This is a genomic window from Caballeronia jiangsuensis (genome assembly GCF_046030135.1).
GTDB lineage: Bacteria > Pseudomonadota > Gammaproteobacteria > Burkholderiales > Burkholderiaceae > Caballeronia > Caballeronia jiangsuensis.
In genome coordinates this window covers 136058-152061 of sequence record NZ_JAQQDB010000002.1, presented here as the reverse complement: position 1 = coordinate 152061, position 16004 = coordinate 136058, and the positions used below count along the sequence as shown (strand labels likewise).

Here is a 16004-nt window from a genome sequence, read left to right as displayed (position 1 = left end):
CGGGGTGTCACAGCACGAAACGCGCGGCCTCGTCGAACGCGGCGCCGGCGGGCGGCACATCGCGCCGCGCGATGCGCACGATCTCGACCGCGCGCGTCTGCGGCGGCTGCGTCGGCAGGCGCGCGAGCATGATCGCGATATCCGCATGAGGTTCGTCGCAGCGCGCGTCCATCAGCAGATTCATCTGGTTCAGGCACAGCTCGCGGTGCGCGATGGAGATGAGCGCCGCCGGATCGGCGAGCAGATCGACGATCGTCTGAAGCTGCGTCTCGATGGAATCGGCGGGCGAGCCCAGCGCGGAGAGCGCGGCTTCGTTTTCCTCGAAATCGCGCTGGAGCCGCGTGGCGTCGCCGGAAACATCGGCGGCGGCGGTCAGGCGGCTCATGCCCGCGCCGCGCCGGCCGAGCATGTGCATGCGCGCGCTCAGCAGCGCGCGATGTTCCTGCAGCGCGTCGCGCCGCGCCTCCTGACCGGCGACGCGCGACATCGCTTCGAGCGCGAATTGCTCGACGATCCGCTGCACGAGTTCCTGCCTGAGCGATTCGTCGGTGTCGCTGCAAAAGCGCATGCGCTTGTCTTCGAAGCCTACCGCCGTGCGCGCGACATCCGAGCGCATCGCGCCGTTCTCGACGGCCGAGACGAGCACGCTTCGCTCGACGAGCGTCGCGCCCAGCACCGCGAAGGCGTAGTCGGCGGCGATGTTGCCGTCGAACCAGTCGCGCACGTCGCGGGACTCGCCGATGACTTTAGTGATGTCGTCGGGCGTCGCGAACTTCGCGCGCAGATAAGGATCGTCCGCCCATGCGCCGGGCGTCGCATCGCGCGGCGCGGGCAGCGCGCCGACGAGTTCATGCGCATGGTCGAGCGTCTTGCCGATGACCGATTTGATCCGCGCTTCGTAACGATTCGCGAGCTTCACCTGAGGCGCGACCGCGACGATGCGATCGAGCGCCTGCCGGACGTCCTCGCGCGATGTGGTGTCCTCGCGCCTGAACAGCCAGTTGAACATGCTTCATCCCATGATGTGCACGCCGCCGTCCACATAGAGCGTTTCGCCCGACATCCGCCGCGCGAAAGGCGTCGCGAGAAACGCGCAGGTGAAGCCGACGTCCATGATGTCCACCAGTTCGCCGAGCGGCGCGCGTTCCGCGGCTTCGGTCAGCAGCAGGTCGAAGTCCTTCAGCCCCGACGCCGCGCGCGTCTTGAGCGGGCCCGGCGAGATCGCATGCACGCGAATGCCCTGCGGCCCGAGCTCGTAGGCGAGATAGCGCGCGCACGCTTCGAGCGCGGCCTTCACCGGGCCCATCACGTTGTAATTGGGTACGACCTTGTTCGCGCCGTGATAGCTCATCGTGAACATCGCGCCGCCGTTTTTCATGAGCGGCGCCGCGAGCCGCGCCATGCGCACGAACGAATGGCAGGAGATGTCCATCGCCTTCGCGAAGCCGTCCGCCGAGCAGTTCAGCAAGCCGCCTTGCAAATCGTCCTTCGGCGCCCACGCGATCGAATGCACGAGGATATCGAGCGTGCCCCACTCGCTCGCGATGCGCTCGAACACCGCGTCGAGTTCGGCCTCGCTCGATGCGTTGAGCGGCATGAAGATCGGCGCTTCGAGATCCTTCGCGAGCGGCTCGACATACGGCCGCGCCTTGTCGTCGGCGTAGGTGATGGCGAGATCGGCGCCCAGTTCGCGGAACGCCTTCGCGCAGCCGTACGCGATGGAATGCTCGTTGGCGATGCCGGTGACGAGCGCCTTCGCGCCCTTCAGCACGGGCTGTGGCACGGTGAGCGTCATGCGGATGCTCCTTCGATCAACGTCAATGCGTGACGCGCGATCATCAGTTCCTCGTTGGTCGGAATCACCCACGCGCTCACCTTGCTCGACGCCGCGCTGATGCGCGGGCCGCCGCTCTCGTTGGCTTGCGCATCGAGTCCGATGCCCCACCATGCCGCCTGCTCGCACACGCGCTGTCGTATCTCTTTCGAATGCTCGCCGATGCCCGCCGTGAACACGATGGCATCGAGCCCTTGCAGCGCGGCGCTCATCGAGCCGATCTCGCGGGCGATGCGATACACGTAGAGATCGACGGCGAAACGCGCGCGTTCGTCGCTGCTCGCGAGGAGCGCACGCATGTCGCCCGAGATGCCGGACACGCCCAGCAAGCCCGAGCGGCGATACAGCAGGTCTTCGATCTCGCGTGCGTTCATGCCGAGCTCGTCGAGCAGATACAGGATCACGCCCGGATCGAGATTGCCGCAGCGCGTGCCCATCATGAGGCCGTCGACGGCGGTGAAGCCCATCGTGCTCGCGACGCTCTTGCCCGCGTGCATCGCGCACAGGCTCGCGCCGTTGCCCAGATGCGCGACGACCGTGCGTCCGCTCGCCGCCTCGGGCGCGATATCCGGCAACGCGTTCGCGATGTATTCGTACGAGAGGCCATGAAAGCCATAGCGCCGCACGCCGTTCTTCGTGATCGATTCGGGCAGCGCGAACGCCTGCGCGAGCGGCGCCTGCGTCGCGTGAAACGCCGTATCGAAGCAGGCGACTTGCGGCAGGCCCGGATTGCGCTCGGCGATGATGCGGATCGGCTTGATATTGTGCGGCTGATGCAGCGGCGCGAGCGGCGTGAGCTTGTCGAGTTCGTCGAGCACTTCGGGGCTCGTCAGCACGGGCTTCGTGAAATGCGCGCCGCCATGCACGACGCGATGCCCCACGCCGATCAGATGATGCCCCGCGCCATGCCCGCGCAGGAACGCGCCGAGATGCGCGATGGCTTCGGCATGTTCGAGCCTGACGCCTTCGCCCCATGCATGCTCGCCGGTCTTTTCGCCGCTCGCATTGAACGCGACGAAATGCGGCGAGCTGAAGAGCCCTTCCACTTGTCCGTGCATGACGAGTTCGAGCGCCTTGCCTTCGACATCGAACGCGCTGAACTTGATGCTCGATGAACCCGCGTTGAGAACCAGAATGACGTCGGCCATGATTTACCCCGCCACCTGCGCTTCTTCGCGGCGTTTCGACGCCACGAGCGATGCGATGGCGCACGACGCGAGCCGCGATTGCAGCGAATCGGCGCGGCTCGTCAGGATGATCGGTACACGCGCGCCGAGCACGATGCCCGCCGCATCCGCGCCCGCCAGAAACGAGAGGCTCTTCGCGAGCATGTTGCCCGCTTCGAGATCCGGCACGATCAGCACGTTCGCGCGCCCCGCGACGGGCGAATCGATCTTCTTCGTCTTCGCCGCTTCGAGATCGATCGCGTTGTCGAGCGCGAGCGGGCCATCGACGAGCGCGCCGGTGATCTGATGGCGATCCACCATCTTGCAGAGTGCGGCTGCCTCCAGCGTCGACGGCACTTTCGGGTTGACCGTTTCCATCGCCGAGAGGATCGCGACCCGGACCTCTTCGAGACGCAGCGCGTGGCCGAGATCGATCGCGTTCTGCACGATATCGACCTTGTCGGCGAGCGTCGGCGCGATATTGATCGCGGCGTCGCTGATGATGAGCACGTTCTCGTGGCCCGGCACATCCATGATGAAGCAGTGCGACACGCGACGCTGCGTGCGCAGGCCGCCTTCGCGTTTCACGACGGCGGCCATGACTTCGTCGGTGTGCAGGCTGCCTTTCATGAGCGCTTCGGCTTTCGCCTCGCGCACGAGTTCCACCGCCTTTTCCGCGGACGCGTGACTGTGCGGCGCATCGACGATCGGCAAGCCCGCGATGTTCAGCCCGCATTCCTCCGCGACCTCGCGGATGCGCTCGCGCGGCCCGACGAGAAGCGGCGAGATCAGGCCCATCTCGTGCGCCTTGACTGCGCTTTCCAGCGATGTCCGGTCGCACGGATGCACAACCGCCACCACGAGCGGCGGCAGCGTCCTGCAAACCTCGATGAGCCGTTCATACTTCTCGTGCGTATGATTCATACCGCCTCCGTGTGAACGTGCGATGCGCCGCCCAAGCCTCAGTGCGCGGGCGCGGAACGTCTCGGCGCGCGCGCGGCCTTGACGGGCAGCGCCGCGCGAATGCGCGCGAGCATCTCGTGCTGCGCCGCCGTCGGCTCGAAGCCTTGCATGCGGCTATCCGCGTGCAGCTTGTCGAACAGGGTGAGGAGCTTCTTGCGGTCGTCGTTATCGTCGAGCAGATCGGGCAAGGTCGAGAGCGCCTGTTCCGGCTCGTAGCGCACGACGATTTCCTGTTCGCCGCGAATACGCCGCCATTCATCGCGCGGCATCTGCGGCAGATATTCCGCGTAGTCGGCCGCGAGCGTCTGACGCAGGACCATGCGCGTGAGCGGCAGCGGCTCGTCATGCCGCATCAGCAGGCACGCGACGCGCGCGACGGCCTCCGCATATCCGCCGTGCCCGATCGATGCGAGCGCTTCCTGGACGAAAGGCAGCTCGCGCGGATCGGCGACATGCTCGCGGGGCTCGTGCTGTTGCGCGGGATGCGCCGAGAACATGTTGCCGTAGACGGAGAAGAACATCGCTTCGGTCGCCGCATCGCGCATCGCCCGATAGAAATCGAGGCTCGCACTGATCATGTCGGAGCCGCAATGCTCCGCACGGCGCAGCGGTTCGTCTGCGGCGGCGGGCTTGCGCGCGGCTCTGACCGCATCCGCCGCGGGGCCGAGCCATGCGAGCCACGGGTTGTAATCCGAGAACATCCAGCGTTGCGCGCGCAATGGATGAAACGCGCGCAGCATGCTCGCGGTGGTGTCGTTGGCCATCGCCTGCACGAAGGGCTGCGCGAACAGTTCATAGGCGCGCTGATTGAAATCCGATACCTGCTTCACCGCTTCGAACGGCAACTCGTCCACGCGTTCGAAGCGGTTGAAGCGCGCCGTCACGTCTTCCAGGCGGCGCTCGTGAAAGCTCACGTCGTATTCGGTCTTGCCGCCTTCGCCCTTGCGTTCCGCGATCTCCATGCCGTACAGACCCGGCGGAAACGACTCGATCGCCTCCAGCACCGATGCGATCTGCGTGTATTCCTTCTTCGCGACCTTGCCGCTCACGAAGATGCCCAAGTGCCCGATGCTCTTGTGCATCAGCCCGACGATCACCTGTCCGCGCGCCTTGATCTCGTCCGTGCTGCCGTAGATATCCGCGACCCAGTTGAACGCCTGTTGCGGCGGCGTGATGTTGTCGCCCATCGAAGCGAAGAGAATGATCGGCGACTTGATCGCGCGCAGATCGAAGGACGCGCCCGACACGCCGCTCACTTCACCCGACCATAGCTTGTTGCCGACGAAGAGATTGCGCGTGATCCATTCGATCTCTTCGCGGTTCATCAGGTAATAGCCGCCCCACCAGCGTTCGAAGTCGAGAAAGCGCGGAGGCTCGGTGTCGATGTTGGCGAACAGCGTGTAGTACTTGTCCCAGAAGCTGTTCGCGGGATTCAGGTTCTCGAAGTTCTCGACGAGATACGCGCCGTCGAACTTGCCGTTGCCGAGGTCCGCCGTCAGCGACGCGAGCCAGGTGCCGCCCAGCATGCCGCCCGAATAGCGCATCGGGTTGTCGCCCTCGCCTTCGCTCCATGCGCCGCTCCAGTACGACATCGGCGCGCCGTTGATGACGAGCGGGCCGGTATCGTCGGGCTGCGAGCTTGCGAGCATCATCGCGGCCCAGCCGCCCTGACAGTTGCCGACGATCGCGGGCTTCGCGCTGTCGGGATGCAGCTCGCGCACGTGCCTGACGAACTGCTGCTCGGCCGCGCACACGTCGAGCAGCGTCTGGCCCGGCTGCGGGTCGCGGAAGAACGTGACGAAGTACACCGGATGACCCGCGCGCAACGCGACGCCCACTTGCGAATCGTCCTTGAAACCGCCGATGCCGGGACCGTGCCCCGCGCGCGGATCGATGATGAGATAGGGACGCTTCAGCGGATCGATGATCACGCCCTCGGGCGGCACGATGCGCAAGAGCGCATAGTTCACGGGCCGCGCGAAGGTGCGGCCATCGATCAGCATTTCATGCGCGAAATGCAGCACCGGTTCGAGACCGCGCTTCGTCTGCTCGATGAAATTGTTGCCGCGCTGACGCAGCGTGTCCCAGAAGAGAATCGAGCGCTGCATGAGATCGAGCGCGTAACCGTAGCCGTTGAAATGATCCGCGTTGCCGTTGCCGACAAGACGCGTGCCCGCATCGTGTGCGCGCTCGCTGAACTGCTGTTGCGCCAGTTCAGCGCGCTTCTGGAACACGCGCGCGACTTTATCCGCGATTTCCTGGCTGCGCGCCAGTTGATCTGCATACGGCATGACGTGACCTCCGCGAAGAGAACGTGCAAGGGATGGCGCTGAAAGCGGATGCATCGGCCGGCGAGACGAAAGCATGGACCGAAGACTTGAATACCATCATTAAAATATATGCGCAATGTGCGACAGGGAAGTGGCAAATAGGGGCGGCTCAACGTCGCGCGCCGGCGTCGCCATCGGATGAAGCAATCTCCTGATACTTCATCACGACATGTTCGAGGTTGTAGAACATGCGTGTTTCGCCGAGCCGTTCACCGAGCGGCGAGCGCCGCACCGCCGCGAGCACGCCCGGATTCAGGCCCGCGAGCCACAGCGTGGTGCCGCTCGCGGCGAGGCGCTCGTCCGCTTCGATCATCATCTTGAGCGCGGTGTATTCGACATCGAAAACACGGCTCAGGTCCAGCACGACGATTTTCGCGCCGGACTCGCGCACGAGCGGCCGGATCTTTTCGGCGACACGTTGCGCATTGGCGAAGAATATCCGTCCCTCCGGACGCAGGAGCAACATGCCGGGAAACGCTTCGTCGTCGGGATGTTTCGACGAATCGCGGCGGAACACGTTCGTGCCCGGCATCCGCTTGAGCGCATACACCGGCGGATTCGACACCTGATGCGCGAGCGCGAAGAGCGACACGACGATCGCGACCACGATGCCCTCCAGCGTGCCCAGCAGCACGACGCCCGCGCATGCCGTCAGCGCCCAGACGAACTCGGTGCGGCGAATCTTCAGGATCGCGCGGAACTCGGCGGGGCTGAAAAGCCCGATGGAATAGAACACGACGACGGCGGCGAGCGTTGCGTGCGGCATCAACGCCATCAGCGGTGCGAACAGCAGCATCACGGCGAGCGCGATCAGCGCCGTCACGAGTCCCGCGAGTTGCGTGCGAGCGCCCGCCTGCCGGTTCACGGCCGTCTGGCTCGTGCCGCCACCCGCGACCATCGCGCCGAGCAATGCGCCGCCCGCGTTCGCGAGGCCGGTCGCGAGCAGTTCGCGGTTGGCGTCGGGCACCGGCTCGTCGTTGCGCGCGAATGCGCGTGCCGCCGCGATGCTTTCGGTGAAGCTCATCAGCGCGATGCCGAGCGCGTCCGGCCACAGCTTCAGCGCGAGCGCCAGATCCGGCTTTGTCCACGACGGCAAGCCCGCGGGCACCGCGCCGACCGTTTCGACGCCATGCGCGCGCAGATCGAGGACGGCCACCGCGATGATCGCCGCCGCGACGACGAACAGCGGCGCCGGCGCGCGCGGCACGAAGCGTTCGAGCAGCACCAGCGCGGCGAGCGTCAGCACCGCGAGCGCGAGCGTGCTCGCCGAGAAATGCGGCAAACTCGCGACGAACGCGCCCGCGTTATGAAAGAACGAGCCTTTCGGATAGTGGATGCCGAACAGCTTCGGCAACTGATCCATGACAATGACGATCGCCACGCCCGCCTTGAAGCCGACGAGCACCGGCTCGGAAATGAAGTTCGCGACGAAGCCGAGGCGCAGGCACGCCGCCGCGACGAGCATCGCGCCGACGAGCATCGTAAGCGTGGCGCTGGCGACGGCGAGCGCGTGCGCGTCGTCGCTCCCGACCGTCATGCTCAGCGCGTTCGCGGCGAGAATCGCGAGCGTGGTCGTCGTGCTGACGGAAAGCGCGCGCGACGATCCGGTGAACGCGTAGACAATCATCGGCACGCATGCCGTATAGAGACCGACCTGAACCGGGAGGCCGGCGATCGTCGCGTAGGCGAGCGCCTTCGGGATGACGACGGCCGCCGCCGTCAGGCCCGCGAGCGTATCGGCGCGCGCCCATCGTTTCTCGTAATGAAACAGCCATTCGGCAGCGATGGGCGCGCGTGGCGGCATGTCGATATCCGTGCGCCGATATCGCGCTCAGAAGCGCTCGGGCACGTAACGCAGCGGCCGGTCGCTCTCGCGATAGCCTTCCGCCTTCTGGCGCTTGGGCAGCTTCACCTTTTCCCGCGGCACCGTCGTGTAGGGAATGCTCGCCAGCAAATGGCTGATCAGGTTGAGGCGCGCACGGCGCTTGTCGTCGGAGCGCACGACGTACCACGGCGCGAGATCGGTGTCGGTCGCTTCGAACATGTCGTCGCGGGCGCGCGAATAGTCGTACCAGCGGCTGTACGAGCGCAGGTCCATCGGCGAAAGCTTCCAGATCTTGCGCTCGTCGTGGATGCGCTCTTCGAGACGCCGCGTCTGTTCGTCCTGGCCGACTTCGAGCCAGTATTTGAGCAGGATGATGCCCGAGTCGATGATCGCGCGCTCCACGAGCGGCACACCTTTCAGGAAGGTGGTCGCCTGCTCGTCGGTGCAGAAGCCCATCACGCGTTCGACGCCCGCGCGGTTGTACCAGCTCCGGTCGAACAGCGTGATTTCACCCGCGGCGGGCAGATGCGGCAGATAGCGCTGCACGTACATCTGCGACTTCTCGCGCTCGGTGGGCGCGGGCAGCGCGATCACGCGGAAGATGCGCGGACTCACGCGCTCGGTGATCGCCTTGATCGTGCCGCCCTTACCCGCGCCGTCGCGCCCTTCGAACACGATACAGACCTTCGCGCCCGTATAGACGGCCCATTCCTGCAGCCTGACGAGCTCGGCGTGCAGACGCGCAAGCTCCTTCTCGTACTGTTTCCGGCTCAGGCGCTCATGCACGCTCGCGCCTTCGCGCACGCCCCGCGTTTCGCTGACAGCCTTGTCTTCTTTCAATGCTGGCTCCCCATGTGGTCCATCAGGTTTCGTTGCGCTCGGGCACAACCTGCACCATGAGCGTGCGATTTTTCCAGAACATGTTGTGGATGCGCGGCTGAAACGTGCGCAGCACGTGCGGCTCGACCTTATCGAAAGTCACGACCGCGGCCGGATGTTCCCCGGTGCCGGGCACGCGCTGAATCGAATCGTACGGAGGAAAGCCGTAATTGCAGAGAAACTGCCGAATTTCGTCGTCGGTCGTGGACTCGTCTACATTGCCTATCCAGAGGTCACCCATTGCAAAGTTCTCCGTTGAGTTCTGTGATGCTTCTATAGCCTAGTACACGAACGGCCGGTCAGGTCGATCGATCGCGCTTTCCCGATCTGCGCTGCGCGAGCGGATTCAACGCGACAACGAAGATCACAATGCCGATGCCGAGCGCCCACATGCCGTAGCGGAATTCGGGCTTGATGTCATACAGCACGCCGTGCATCGTGAAGTAAAGGCCGGCGAGCCAGATGAACACGCCGATCGAGGCAACCACCATGCGCGGCTCGTTCAGTCTCATCGATGTCTCCCGATACATTGCGCGGAATGATTTCAGTTTAGGACGTATGTACGCGCGCGTATGCATCGGGCTTGGCGCGCGGCCATCGTTAGACTACATTCTCTGCTTGTGACCGTGGGATCGGTCAACGGCTCCGCGCATGCAATGACGCATCGGCGGAGCGGCCGAATGCAACGTACGACCAACCAGCCGTTCAACGTCCGGGCGCTGCGCACATGCGAAAGCCGATCCTGTCTTCGAGCCGGTTGCGCAACTTTGCGGCGCTCGTCCTGCTCGCCGTCGCGCCTGCCATCGCGCACGCGCAGGCCGCGCCGGAAAGAGCCGTCGTCGGCACCAACGTCAAGAACTACGCGAACGCCGTGCTCGCGATCATGTCGTACACCGCGGTGCCGGACGTCACGACGAGTTCGCTCTCCATCAACAGCGGCGCGAGCGGCAATCCGGGCTTCGGCCAGACGCAGCTCGGCGGCGGCTTTACCCTCAGCCGGTCGTTTCCGCTCTATCTCGAAGGCACCGTCGCGTACAGCCGTTACGATCCGACCTTCATCGCGACCGACGGCAATCAGCAACGCCCGGTGCCGGCGAAATGGAACACGCTCAGCACGACCATCGGCATCGGCTGGGATTTCCCGATCACCGACGAGCTTCGCCTGCGGCCGATCCTCAACGGCATGGTCGGCCGCGTGGCAAGCGATCTGCGTGTCGCACAGACCGTGTTCAACCATGTCGCCAACACCAATCTCCAGTTCCTCGAAGACGGCGCGCTTAACGCGTACGGCCTCGGCGGCTCGCTGATGCTCGATCTGGAGCATTACCGCGAACACTACGAGATCGATGTCGAACTCCGCGCAACCGATATCTATCTGCGCAGTTTCGGCAGTTCGTCCGACGCGGTGCAGGGATCGGCGACCGCGCAGCAATTCAGCCTGTGGGCGCGCTGGCGTGCGCCCACAGGCTTTGCCGCGCTCGACCGGCCGGTGCGCTACGTGCTCGAAACCGCGTACTCGCATTACTTCGGCGACAGCGCCGGCGTGCTCGGCTTCAACGATCTGACGTCGCTCGGCGTGGGCCTCGAACTCGACAGCAGCAGATATCCCGTCGTCATCACGCGCACGCGGGCGATGGTGCGCTACGTGTTCGGCCACAACGTGCACGGCGTGTCGTTCGGCTTCGCCGTCAGCTTCTAGCGCGCCGGGTCAGAGCACGTTGCGCTGGCTCGGATCGTATTTCGGGTCCGGCTGCTTCTGCGTCTGCCTGAGGACGCCCTGAGCGTCGAAATAAAAATGAAACAGCATGTGGTCGATGTTGTTCTGCGTGTACCGATACGACCACACCTCCCGATCCATGCGCTTGAAATACGCCGTCTCGAACGGACGGCCGAATGCGATCAGCACGTCGTTGCGCGTCCATTTGTTGACTTCGGCCCGATAGAACTCGTTTTCCTGAAGCACTTGCCGGACACTGACCGTATTGCCTGCCGCATCGAGATCCACGGCGGTGGTCGTCGATCCCATCGGCTGCGTGGGCCACATGAGGCGCTTGCCGCCGTTGGGCAGGTCGTAGGTTTCCTTGGGCGGTCCGAGCTTCGCGACGATCGCCTGCTGGTCCATGCCGGGCTGCACGCGCTGTTCGGGCTGCGCGCAGCCGGCGAGCGCGACGGCGACGATGCACACGCCCTGCGTCAACGTAAATGCGACGCGTCTTTTCATTGGGTCTCTCCCGCGTTTGCGCTTATTTCGTCGTGGCGGGCTCCACGGAGATCGCGAGCGCTTCCGTATAGACCGCCTTCACCTGATCGCCCTTTTTCACGCGCTTCAGGCGTTCCGGGTCCTGCACGTGCAAGTCCACGATCTGGCCGCGCGGCCCGCGCAACGTGACGATCTTCGCTTGACGATCGACGCCGATCACATCCGCGATGACCGTCACCTCGCGGCCTAACTCGCCACCCGGCTTCGCACCGCGCGGCGCCCGTTCGGCGGTATCGTTCTCCGAGCGCGACGGCTGTGTTTTCTTGTCGACGAGACTCAGCGTCAGGGATTCGCGATACTGCGTCGTCACGACATCGCCGAGCGCGAGCTGATCGAAGTTGCGCGCCTCGTTCGTCACTTCGAGCTCGATCACCTTGCCCGCCTGCGTTTTCAGCGTGACGGTGCGCGTCGCCGGATCGATGCCGACGATCGTCGCCGTGACCTTCACGACGCCCTGCACCGTGGCGCTGTTCGCATCGCGCGTGACGGTCACGTCGTTTTCGGGCTCGGCGGATAGCGCGCTTGCGGAGATCGCAAGGCACGACAAGACAACGAAGCTCATGCGCTTCATGATCGCGCTCCTTGTTCTAGTTGCGCCCCACGACGTTACTGGATCGAGTAACCGCGTCCCTGCATGCACGCCGCCCACGCACGATAGTACGTGGACATCGCGCCCTGGCTCTGCGCTTGCGCATTCGACTGCTGCGCGCGTTTCTCCTGTCGCGCACGCGCGCCGCCCGCCATCGTGCCCGTTACCGCGCCGATGGCCGCGCCCTTGCCCGCATCGCCCGCGATCGCGCCGATCGCCGCACCGCCCGCCGCGCCGCGCGCCGCGCCGCCCACGCGCTGGCCGCCACCCACGGCGGCGCCGCCTTGCGGTGGCGGCGCCGCCGATGCGGTCGCCGGGTCGATGCCCGTGTTGCTCTTCGCCCAGCTATAGCACGCGCCGTCGTCGTTTTGCTGTTGCTGCGCACTCTGACCTTTGGACGGGTAAGCGATCGGCTTGGTCTGCGCAACGGCATCGAGCGCCATCACGGCGATCGCGATGGCGCAACCCGCACGCAATCTGTTTGCATTCATGGCGACTCCTTGCTTTGGTTCGGGCGATTCGAGAGCATGCGTCGGATCGGATTCGCGAGCGGTTGCGCGGACGCACCGCAATTCTTTTGATACACGACACCGTGGTTGTTCGCAATGAATGTCATCGCGAAAGCGGCTCTCGCATGCTTTCCGTGTTTCGTGAGGATGTGAAATACGCCTGTCGACAGGCTGTGCTGCGGTGTGGATGACTTCGGGATTCGGTGGCGGCGATTCCGGCCTTGGGAACCGATTGACTTCTCGAAGATATGCGAACCTTTCATCGATTGCAAGAATGGTGGCGTAGGTGTTTATTTCGATCATTCGTCGCACACTTCGCGCTATTAACTACCCGCCTAAAGCGATGATCGCCATCGTCAGGAGCACGCCCAGCGCCATCATCGAAACCCCTGCTTTCCAGCCCTTCCAGCCCGCATAGCCGCCCAGCGCGAAGCCGCAGAAGAACAGCATCGCGAGCGTCAGCACGCGCGAAATCAGCAAGGCCGTAGGCACATGCCTGACGAGCACAAAAGGCGCGGCGACAGGAAAGGTCGACAGCACGATGATGATGAAAATGCCCAGCGCCGCGAGAAAGTCGTCGCGCACGAAACGCGCATGCTCGGGCAGGCTGCCGCTTGCGGCGATGCGCCTGCGGATGGATTCGAGATCGGCGTCGGAGACGAACGGGTCGAGTGCCGCGGACAGGCGCTCGCGCAACGCGCGCACGCCCGCCGCCGCATCGGGCTCGCGATGTATGGCGAGCGCGAGCGCATGCCTGCGCGCGCGGTTCGCGATCGTGCGCACGAGATACATGACGGCATCGGCGAGACCCCACGCGAGATTGCAGCCGATGGCCGTGTACAGCATCTTGTGCCCCGCGGCCTCGCCGCCCGTCGCCGCCGATACCGTGCCGACGAACGTCAACGCCATGAACAGGCCGAAGCATAGTTCCGACACGCGATCCACAGTGTCGAGCACGGGCTCGCGCGCGCGTTCTTTCGGCGACTCTCCGGTGGTCATCGGCACGCGCCGCTATTTGACCTTCACCTCGTTTTCCAGAGGCGCGTTCTTTTCGAAAGCCGTAATGCTCTGCAGCGTGGTTTCGCAGATCGTCGTCAATGCTTCGCGGGTCAGATAAGCCTGATGTCCCGTCACGATGACATTCGGGAACGAGACGAGCCGCTGGAAAATGTCGTCGGTGATGATTTCGCTCGACAGATCGCGGAAGAAGAGATCCGCTTCCTGTTCGTACACATCGATCGCGAGACCGCCGAGCTGGCCGGTTTTGAGCGCCTCGATGACGGCTTCCGTGTCGATCAGCGCGCCGCGGCTCGTGTTGACGAGCAGCGCGCCGCGCTTTGCACGCCTGAGCGACTCGGAATTGATGATGTGATGCGTCTGCGGCGTCAGCGGACAGAACAGCGCGACGATATCCGCGCGCTCGCCGATCTCGCCGGGCGTCGCATAGTGCAGCCCCAGCGCCTCGAATTGTTTCGACGGATACGGATCGTAGCCGATCACATTGCAGCCGAAGCCCTGCATGATCTTCGCGAAGACGCAGCCGATCTTGCCCGTGCCCACGACAGCCACCGTCTTGCCGTACAGATCGAAGCCGATGAGGCCGTCGAGCGAGAAGTTCGAATCGCGCGTGCGGTTGTACGCGCGATGCACCTTGCGATTGATCGCGAGCAAGAGCGCAACCGCGTGTTCCGCCACCGAGTTCGGCGAGTAATTGACGACGCGAACGACCCTGATGCCGAGCTTCGCGGCGGCCGCGAGATCGACATTATTGAAGCCCGTGCAGCGCAGCGCGACCAGACGCGTGCCGCCCTTGTGCAGCGCTTCGAGCACCTCGGCGTCCGCCTTGTCATTGACAAAGATGCAGACGGCGCCATAGCCCGCCGCGAGTTCGACCGTGTCCATATCGAGCGACATGTCGTGGTATCTGAGCTTATGCTTCTCGATCTTGTTTGCTTCGTCGAGATACTCACGCTCGTAGGGCGTCGAGCTGTAGATCGCCACTTCCATGATGCGCTCCTTCAGATTTTGATGGCATGGTGACGCAAGGTCTAACCCGCGGCAAGCGATATGGCAATCTGCACGAAAAGCACTTTGACGATGGTCATCGACGGGAAAATCATCGCGTACATGATGTCGGGCTGATCCGTCGGCGCGACGCGATTGGCGAACGCGAGGATCGCCGGATTGCCGGTCGCGCCGCAGATCACGCCGATCGACGTATCGAAGGGCAGCTTGAAGATCCACAGGCAGCACGCCGCCGTGACGCTCACGAGAACCAGCAGCGTGATCACACCGTAGACCAGCAGGATCGGCCCGGCCGTGGCCACGGTCGCGACGAACTTCGGCCCGCAGGAGATGCCCACTTGCGCGAGGAAGATCGTGAGGCCGAGGTTGCGCAGCACGAGATTCGCCGACAGCGGCATCACCCAGACGAACGGCCCGTTGCGCCGCGCCTTGCCGAGACACAGCGCGACCAGCAGCAATGCGGCGAGCCCGAGGCTGAACGCGCCGATGCCGGGAACCGGCAGCGGAATCGCGCCGACGAGCAGGCCGAGCGCCGCGCCGATCCCGAGGCAGATGAAGCTCAGGTCGGCCGTGCCCTTGATCGAATCGCCGAAGAACGTGCGCATCGTCGCCTGATGCGCACGATTGACGAGCAGGCCGACCCGGTCGCCCGCTTCGAGGATCAGATCGGGCGTCGAGACCATGTCGGCGTCGCCGCGGCGCACGTGCGCGACCGCGCAGTTCACGCCGTCGGGGAAGCGGATATCGCCGAGCGCCATGCCGACGACCGCCGGATTCGACGCGAACACGCGCATGTAGTCGAGGTCTTCGCGATGGCTCGCCATGCGTCCCGGCTGCAATTCGCCGCACAGCGCGGTGGCTTCGTCGAGCAGACGCCGGTCGGTGGCGGTCGCGAGGAGCACGTCGTCGGCGCGCAGCGTGAAGTCGGCCGTGGGCAACTGATTGTGATGCGCGCGCCGCACCGCGGCGATCACCACGCCGGAAGGCAGGCGGCTCGCAAGCTCCGAGAGCTTCAGACCGAAGAGGCTCGCGTTTCTCAGCGCGATCTCCGCCGTTTCGATCAGCTTCGCCGGCGGTTTCTGGATCTTTACCTTCAGCGTGACGTTGAGCAGGTAAATGAAGAGGATCGGACCGGCGACGCCGAACGGATACGAGATGCTGTAGGCCACGGCGGCATCGTTGCTTTTCATCGATGCGATCGCGACCTGCAAACTCGCCGTGCTGGTGCCGCTGCCGGCGAACATGCCGAGCGCATCGGCGAGCGAGATGCCGAAGTGAATGAGGCCGCAGGCGACCAGCCCCGAGACGACCACGCCGATGCATGCGGCCAGGTTCGCCTTCACGCCATCGCGGCTGGTGAGCCCGCGAAAGAACTGCGCGCCGTATTGAATGCCGATGCCATAGAGAAACAGCAGCAGCCCGAGTGTGCCGAGCAAGGGCGGCGGCGCGGACTTCGGCGCAAATGCGCCGATCGCGAGCCCGACGAACAGCACCGCGCCGGAACCGAGCGCCACGCCCTTGATATTGATCTCGCCGATCAGATACCCCAGCGCGATCGTCAGGAAGAGCGCGAACAGCGACTGATTCTCGAGAAAGGCCCTGACTGCATCCATGCCGCCTCCTG

General features: G+C 64.7%; 16 protein-coding genes. 1 reads left to right on the top strand and 15 read right to left on the bottom strand.

Annotated elements, in window-relative coordinates; all coding sequences use genetic code 11:
* Positions 1-7: 7 nt before the first annotated feature.
* From PQR08_RS02575 to PQR08_RS02535, 9 genes are all read right to left on the bottom strand, one after another.
* Positions 8-1009: a hypothetical protein gene (locus PQR08_RS02575; protein WP_250485540.1), complete on the bottom strand. Its 1002-nt coding sequence runs from the start codon at positions 1007-1009 to the stop codon at positions 8-10.
* 3 nt (positions 1010-1012) lie between these two features.
* Positions 1013-1795 (bottom strand): enoyl-ACP reductase FabI, encoded by a 783-nt coding sequence (gene fabI, locus PQR08_RS02570; protein ID WP_035501325.1) that lies wholly within the window; start codon positions 1793-1795, stop codon positions 1013-1015.
* Complete coding sequence (locus PQR08_RS02565) at positions 1792-2982, bottom strand: acetate/propionate family kinase (protein ID WP_250485541.1); 1191 nt, start codon at positions 2980-2982, stop codon at positions 1792-1794. The genes fabI and PQR08_RS02565 overlap by 4 nt, the downstream gene beginning before the upstream one ends.
* Before the next feature lie 3 nt (positions 2983-2985).
* Complete coding sequence (locus tag PQR08_RS02560) at positions 2986-3924, bottom strand: phosphate acetyltransferase (protein ID WP_187604001.1); 939 nt, start codon at positions 3922-3924, stop codon at positions 2986-2988.
* 38 nt (positions 3925-3962) lie between these two features.
* Positions 3963-6254 (bottom strand): DUF3141 domain-containing protein, encoded by a 2292-nt coding sequence (locus tag PQR08_RS02555; RefSeq protein WP_250485542.1) that lies wholly within the window; start codon positions 6252-6254, stop codon positions 3963-3965.
* A gap of 148 nt (positions 6255-6402) precedes the next feature.
* A complete protein-coding gene (locus PQR08_RS02550) occupies positions 6403-8097 on the bottom strand; it encodes a SulP family inorganic anion transporter (RefSeq protein ID WP_250485543.1) in 1695 nt (564 codons plus the stop codon).
* 27 nt (positions 8098-8124) lie between these two features.
* The gene (gene ppk2 / locus PQR08_RS02545; protein WP_250485544.1) at positions 8125-8958 is read right to left on the bottom strand and encodes a polyphosphate kinase 2; all 834 of its coding nucleotides are present in this window, start codon (positions 8956-8958) and stop codon (positions 8125-8127) included.
* A gap of 22 nt (positions 8959-8980) precedes the next feature.
* The gene (locus PQR08_RS02540) at positions 8981-9238 is read right to left on the bottom strand and encodes an RNA recognition motif domain-containing protein (RefSeq protein WP_187603997.1); all 258 of its coding nucleotides are present in this window, start codon (positions 9236-9238) and stop codon (positions 8981-8983) included.
* A gap of 58 nt (positions 9239-9296) precedes the next feature.
* A complete protein-coding gene (locus PQR08_RS02535; RefSeq protein WP_035501314.1) occupies positions 9297-9509 on the bottom strand; it encodes a DUF2964 family protein in 213 nt (70 codons plus the stop codon).
* Positions 9510-9724: 215 nt separating this feature from the next.
* Here PQR08_RS02535 and PQR08_RS02530 point away from each other — a divergent pair, with 215 nt between their 5' ends.
* The gene (locus tag PQR08_RS02530) at positions 9725-10696 is read left to right on the top strand and encodes a hypothetical protein (protein WP_187603996.1); all 972 of its coding nucleotides are present in this window, start codon (positions 9725-9727) and stop codon (positions 10694-10696) included.
* 9 nt (positions 10697-10705) lie between these two features.
* Here the strand turns inward: PQR08_RS02530 and PQR08_RS02525 are convergent, their stop codons facing one another.
* From PQR08_RS02525 to PQR08_RS02500, 6 genes are all read right to left on the bottom strand, one after another.
* Positions 10706-11218: a hypothetical protein gene (locus PQR08_RS02525; protein ID WP_187603995.1), complete on the bottom strand. Its 513-nt coding sequence runs from the start codon at positions 11216-11218 to the stop codon at positions 10706-10708.
* A 22-nt stretch (positions 11219-11240) separates the two neighbouring features.
* Positions 11241-11828: a hypothetical protein gene (locus PQR08_RS02520; protein ID WP_250485545.1), complete on the bottom strand. Its 588-nt coding sequence runs from the start codon at positions 11826-11828 to the stop codon at positions 11241-11243.
* A 35-nt stretch (positions 11829-11863) separates the two neighbouring features.
* Positions 11864-12337 (bottom strand): glycine zipper family protein, encoded by a 474-nt coding sequence (locus PQR08_RS02515; protein ID WP_408161039.1) that lies wholly within the window; start codon positions 12335-12337, stop codon positions 11864-11866.
* 345 nt (positions 12338-12682) lie between these two features.
* A complete protein-coding gene (locus PQR08_RS02510) occupies positions 12683-13354 on the bottom strand; it encodes a hypothetical protein (protein ID WP_250485552.1) in 672 nt (223 codons plus the stop codon).
* A gap of 12 nt (positions 13355-13366) precedes the next feature.
* Positions 13367-14362, bottom strand: coding sequence for a 2-hydroxyacid dehydrogenase (locus tag PQR08_RS02505; RefSeq protein WP_035501306.1), 996 nt, complete (start codon positions 14360-14362; stop codon positions 13367-13369).
* Between the two features lie 41 nt (positions 14363-14403).
* Positions 14404-15993, bottom strand: a complete 1590-nt coding sequence (locus PQR08_RS02500; protein WP_250485553.1) for an aspartate:alanine exchanger family transporter — start codon at positions 15991-15993, stop codon at positions 14404-14406.
* Positions 15994-16004: the final 11 nt, after the last annotated feature.

Excerpts from the sequence above, each read along its gene's own strand:
- PQR08_RS02530 (WP_187603996.1), top strand. The coding sequence starts at position 9,725 with ATGCGAAAGCCGATCCTGTCTTCGAGCCGGTTGCGCAACTTTGCGGCG.
- PQR08_RS02520 (WP_250485545.1), bottom strand. The coding sequence starts at position 11,828 with ATGAAGCGCATGAGCTTCGTTGTCTTGTCGTGCCTTGCGATCTCCGCA.
- PQR08_RS02555 (WP_250485542.1), bottom strand. The coding sequence starts at position 6,254 with ATGCCGTATGCAGATCAACTGGCGCGCAGCCAGGAAATCGCGGATAAA.
- PQR08_RS02550 (WP_250485543.1), bottom strand. The coding sequence starts at position 8,097 with ATGCCGCCACGCGCGCCCATCGCTGCCGAATGGCTGTTTCATTACGAG.
- PQR08_RS02500 (WP_250485553.1), bottom strand. The coding sequence starts at position 15,993 with ATGGATGCAGTCAGGGCCTTTCTCGAGAATCAGTCGCTGTTCGCGCTC.
- PQR08_RS02565 (WP_250485541.1), bottom strand. The coding sequence starts at position 2,982 with ATGGCCGACGTCATTCTGGTTCTCAACGCGGGTTCATCGAGCATCAAG.
- PQR08_RS02535 (WP_035501314.1), bottom strand. The coding sequence starts at position 9,509 with ATGAGACTGAACGAGCCGCGCATGGTGGTTGCCTCGATCGGCGTGTTC.
- PQR08_RS02560 (WP_187604001.1), bottom strand. The coding sequence starts at position 3,924 with ATGAATCATACGCACGAGAAGTATGAACGGCTCATCGAGGTTTGCAGG.
- PQR08_RS02540 (WP_187603997.1), bottom strand. The coding sequence starts at position 9,238 with ATGGGTGACCTCTGGATAGGCAATGTAGACGAGTCCACGACCGACGAC.
- fabI (WP_035501325.1), bottom strand. The coding sequence starts at position 1,795 with ATGACGCTCACCGTGCCACAGCCCGTGCTGAAGGGCGCGAAGGCGCTC.
- PQR08_RS02505 (WP_035501306.1), bottom strand. The coding sequence starts at position 14,362 with ATGGAAGTGGCGATCTACAGCTCGACGCCCTACGAGCGTGAGTATCTC.
- PQR08_RS02515 (WP_408161039.1), bottom strand. The coding sequence starts at position 12,337 with ATGAATGCAAACAGATTGCGTGCGGGTTGCGCCATCGCGATCGCCGTG.
- PQR08_RS02510 (WP_250485552.1), bottom strand. The coding sequence starts at position 13,354 with ATGACCACCGGAGAGTCGCCGAAAGAACGCGCGCGCGAGCCCGTGCTC.
- PQR08_RS02525 (WP_187603995.1), bottom strand. The coding sequence starts at position 11,218 with ATGAAAAGACGCGTCGCATTTACGTTGACGCAGGGCGTGTGCATCGTC.
- PQR08_RS02575 (WP_250485540.1), bottom strand. The coding sequence starts at position 1,009 with ATGTTCAACTGGCTGTTCAGGCGCGAGGACACCACATCGCGCGAGGAC.